The sequence below is a fragment of the Actinomadura sp. BRA 177 genome, assembly GCF_013372625.1.
GTDB lineage: Bacteria > Actinomycetota > Actinomycetes > Streptosporangiales > Streptosporangiaceae > Spirillospora.
Genome location: NZ_JABXFD010000096.1, coordinates 1 through 4,123, shown reverse-complemented (window position 1 = coordinate 4,123; position 4,123 = coordinate 1). Strand labels below are relative to the sequence as shown.

General features: G+C 70.7%; 3 protein-coding genes. 2 read left to right on the top strand and 1 reads right to left on the bottom strand.

What is annotated here, in order from left to right; genetic code table 11:
• Window positions 1–572: TetR/AcrR family transcriptional regulator (locus tag HUX53_RS02175; RefSeq protein ID WP_176401494.1), on the bottom strand; the 572-nt coding region annotated here is incomplete at its 3' end.
• Window positions 573–879: 307 nt separating this feature from the next.
• Here HUX53_RS02175 and HUX53_RS02170 point away from each other — a divergent pair.
• On the top strand, window positions 880–2,451 hold the full coding sequence (locus HUX53_RS02170; protein ID WP_176401493.1) for a succinic semialdehyde dehydrogenase: 1,572 nt from the start codon (window positions 880–882) through the stop codon (window positions 2,449–2,451).
• A gap of 9 nt (window positions 2,452–2,460) precedes the next feature.
• Window positions 2,461–4,123, top strand: a 1,663-nt coding sequence (locus tag HUX53_RS02165; RefSeq protein WP_176401492.1) for a GMC oxidoreductase, incomplete at its 3' end; no start/stop codon positions are given.

Here is a 4,123-nt window from a genome sequence, read left to right as displayed (position 1 = left end):
AGGAGGTGTTGGAAGGCCAGGCCGAAGTCGAGGGCCAGGGTGAGGGTGGCGCGGTCGGCGGGGGCGATGCCGTCCGCGGGTTCGAGTTCGCTGGCCAGTTGGGCGCGGCGTTCGGCGTACCAGTCGGCGATGCGCCAGCCGGCGGCGTAGTCGCGCATGCCGTAGAGCCAGAACTCGACGAGGAGCAGGGCTAGGCGGCGGGGGCCGTCCTCGGTGTCATGGCGGGGGGACAAGCGGCCGGTGCGGTCGGCGTCCTCCCCGGCGGCGCGGAGCTCGTCGCAGACGTCGGGGCGGGTGCGGTCGCTGGTGATGCGTTCCATCAGGGCCAGCAGCAGGTCGGTCTTGCCCGCGAAGTTGGAGTAGACGGCGCCCTTGGTGAGCCCGGCGGCGGCCGCGATGTCGTCGAGTGAGGCGCCGTGGATCCCGCGTTCGGCCCAGAGCCGCTCGGCGGCGGTGAGCAGGGCGGTACGGGTCTGCTCACGCCGATCCCGACGCACCCGCGTCCCGGCCGGTCGCGCGCCGCCCCCGGCCACGCCACCCTCGCTCCGCTCATCGCCGTAGGCGTCCCTCATTCCCAAGCCCCTCCCTGTGTAGAACGCATGTCTCCTGCGCGCACGCCCGGACCCCGGTGCGGTGCGCGCGACGTACTCCGCAGCGGTCCCGAGCGGTGTGCGGGGCGAGATTCTCTCCTTCCTTCGGAATACACCGGTGGGGCATGGTCAGTCTGGGAGTTGCGTAAGTCCGGTGGTCTTGGAACGGTCCGGACGGGGTTGGTTGTCAGGTGGGGACGGGTATCACGGGATCAGGTGGGGCATATCACTGCAGGTAGGTCATTACTTGCGGGTAGCCAAAGTGGCCGGGGGGTCATACCCTGCCTGCATGGCATCCCCGACGGTCCCTGCCAAAGGCGCGCAGCTCTCCCAGACCCTGATCGACCGGCTGGCCTCCCACGTCGTCTCGGACGGCGCCGAGACCGCGACGATTCCCGGTCCGTTCACCGGTGAGCCGCTCGCGACCGTTCCGATCTCCAGTGCCGACGACGTCCGCACGGCCCACGAGCGTGCCAGGAAGGCGCAGCGGGCCTGGGCGGCGCTGCCGGCCGGGGAGCGGGCCAAGCCGTTCCTGCGGCTGGCGGACGCGCTGGTCGACCGGCGCAAGGAGATCCTCGACGTCATCCAGCTGGAGACCGGCAAGGCGCGCCGCCACGCGATGGAGGAGTTCCTCGACGTGGCGCTGTGCTCGCTGTACTACGCCCGGCGGGCCCCGAAGCTGCTGAAGCCGAAGCGCCGGCAGGGCATGATGCCGGGGTTGACGCGCGTCCAGGAGCTGCGGCACCCGAAGGGCGTCGTGGCGCTGATCTCCCCGTGGAACTACCCCTTCGCACTCGGCGCCAGCGACATCGCGCCCGCGCTGATGGCGGGCAACGCGGTGATCCACAAGCCGGACACCCAGACGTGCCTGTCCAGCCTGTGGGTGCTGGACCTGCTGGTCTCGCTCGGGCTGCCCAAGGACGTGTGGCAGATCGTCGTCGGGGATCCGGCCGAGATCGGCGACCCGCTGCTGGAGAGCGCCGACTACGTCTCGTTCACCGGGTCGACGCGCGGCGGCAAGGCCATCGCCGAGAAGGTCGCGTCGCGCCTGGTGGGGTACTCGCTGGAGCTCGGCGGCAAGAACCCGATGATCGTTCTGCCGGACGCCGACGTCGAGCGGACCGCGCGCGGCGCCATCCGCGCGTGCTTCACCAACGCCGGGCAGCTGTGCATCTCGATCGAGCGGTTGTACGTGCACGAGGACATCTACGACCGGTTCGTCTCCCGGTTCGCCGAGCTGGTCAAGGACATGAAGCTCGGCGCCGGCCTCGACTTCGACGCCGAGATGGGCTCGCTGACCTATCAGCGTCAGCTGGACGCCGTGACGCGGCACGTCGACCAGGCGGTGAAGGAAGGCGCGACCGTCCTGGCCGGCGGCAAGGCCCGGCCTGATGTGGGCCCGCTGTTCTATGAGCCGACGATCCTCACGGACGTCAACGGCGATATGGACCTGTGCGCGAACGAGACGTTCGGGCCCGTCGTCGCGGTCTACAAGTACCGGGACGAGGACGAGGTCGTCGCCCGCGCCAACGACACCGCCTACGGCCTGAACGCGTCGGTGTGGACGAAGAACGCGGCGCGGGGCCGTCGGCTCGCCGCCCGCATCCAGGCGGGGACCGTCAACGTCAACGACGGCTACGGTGCCGCGTTCGCGTCCTACGACTCCCCGATGGGCGGGATGAAGCAGTCCGGTGTGGGACGCCGCCACGGGGCCGAGGGCTTGCTGAAGTTCACCGAGGTGCAGACCGTGGCGAGCCAGCACCTCATGGACCTCGAACCTCCCGGCGCCATCGGCTACGACAAGTTCGCCGACTACATGGCGTCCGGCATCAAGCTCATGAAGAAGCTGCGCATCAAGTAGGGAACGTCCGTGAAGCATGACTTCGACGTGCTCGTCGTCGGGTCGGGATTCGGCGGCAGCGTCTCGGCGCTGCGGCTGACCGAGAAGGGCTACCGGGTCGGCGTGATCGAGGCGGGCCGCCGCTTCGACACGAACCCGTCCGGTGCGCCGGGGGCCCGGTACCCGGAGCTGCCCAAGACGAACTGGCGCATCGGGCGCTACCTGTGGGCGCCGGCGCTCGGCCTGACCGGCATGCAGCGGATGCACCTCATCCGGGGCGCGAAGTCGTCCCGTGTGATGGTGCTCGCCGGGGCGGGTGTGGGCGGCGGGTCGCTGAACTACGCCAACACCCTGTACGTCCCGCCGGAGCCCTTCTTCAAGGACCGGCAGTGGGCGCACATCACCGACTGGCAGGACGAGCTCGCGCCCTACTACGAGCAGGCCAAGCGGATGCTGGGCGTCGTCCAGAACCCCACGACGACCGAGCCCGACAAGGTCATGAAGAGGGTCGCCGACCGGATGGGGAAGGGCGACACCTTCGTCAAGACCCCGGTCGGCGTGTACTTCGGGCGCGGCGCCGGGATCGAGAGCGCCGACCCGTTCTTCGGCGGGGCGGGCCCGCGCCGGCGCGGCTGCCTTGAGTGCGGCGAGTGCATGGTGGGCTGCCGCCACGGCGCGAAGAACATGCTCACGGAGAACTACCTGTACCTGGCCGAGAAGGCCGGCGCCCGGGTGATGCCGCTCAGCCGCGTCACCTCGGTCACGCCCCTGCCCGGCGGCGGCTACGAGGTCGAGATCGTCCGGACCGGCTCGTTCGGCCGCAACCGCAAGACGTTCACCACCGAGCAGGTGGTCTTCGCGGCCGGGACGTACGGGACGCAGAAGCTGCTGCACAAGCTGAAGGCGACCGGGGCCCTGCCGTGCCTGTCGGAGCGGCTCGGCGCCCTGACCCGCACGAACTCCGAGGCGATCCTCGGCGGCGGCCGCGGCAACGGCACGCCCGGCCCCGACTTCTCCGAGGGCGTCGCGATCACCTCCTCGTTCCACCCGACGCCCGACACACATGTCGAGCCCGTCCGCTACGGACGGGGCTCCAACCTTCTCGCCGGCCTGCAGACCCTCCTCATCGACGGGGACCGTCCCGGCGAGAAGCACACGCCCCGCATCGTGAAGTTCGCCCGCGAGGTGGTGCGCCGCCCCCGCGACCTCGTCCAGCTGTTCGACGTCCGGCACTGGTCGGAGCGGACGGTCATCGCGCTCGTCATGCAGACCCGCGACAACTCGATCACGCTGCGCCCGAAGAGGGGCCCGTTCGGCTGGGACGTCCGCGCGTCCGCCGGCCACGGCGAGCCGAACCCCACCTGGATCCCGGAGGGCCACGAGGCCACCCGCCGGATCGCCGAGGAGATCGGCGGCGTCGCCGGCGGCACCTGGGGCGACCTGTTCGACGTCCCGATGACCGCCCACTTCCTCGGCGGCTGCGCCATCGGCGACTCCGCCGACACCGGCGTGATCGACGCCTACCACCGCGTCTACGGGCACCCGGGCCTGCACATCGTGGACGGCTCCGCCGTCTCGGCCAACCTGGGCGTCAACCCGTCCCTGACCATCACCGCCCAGGCCGAACGCGCCATGTCCTTCTGGCCGAACCGCTCTGAGGACGACCCCCGCCCGGCCCTCGGCACCGCCTACC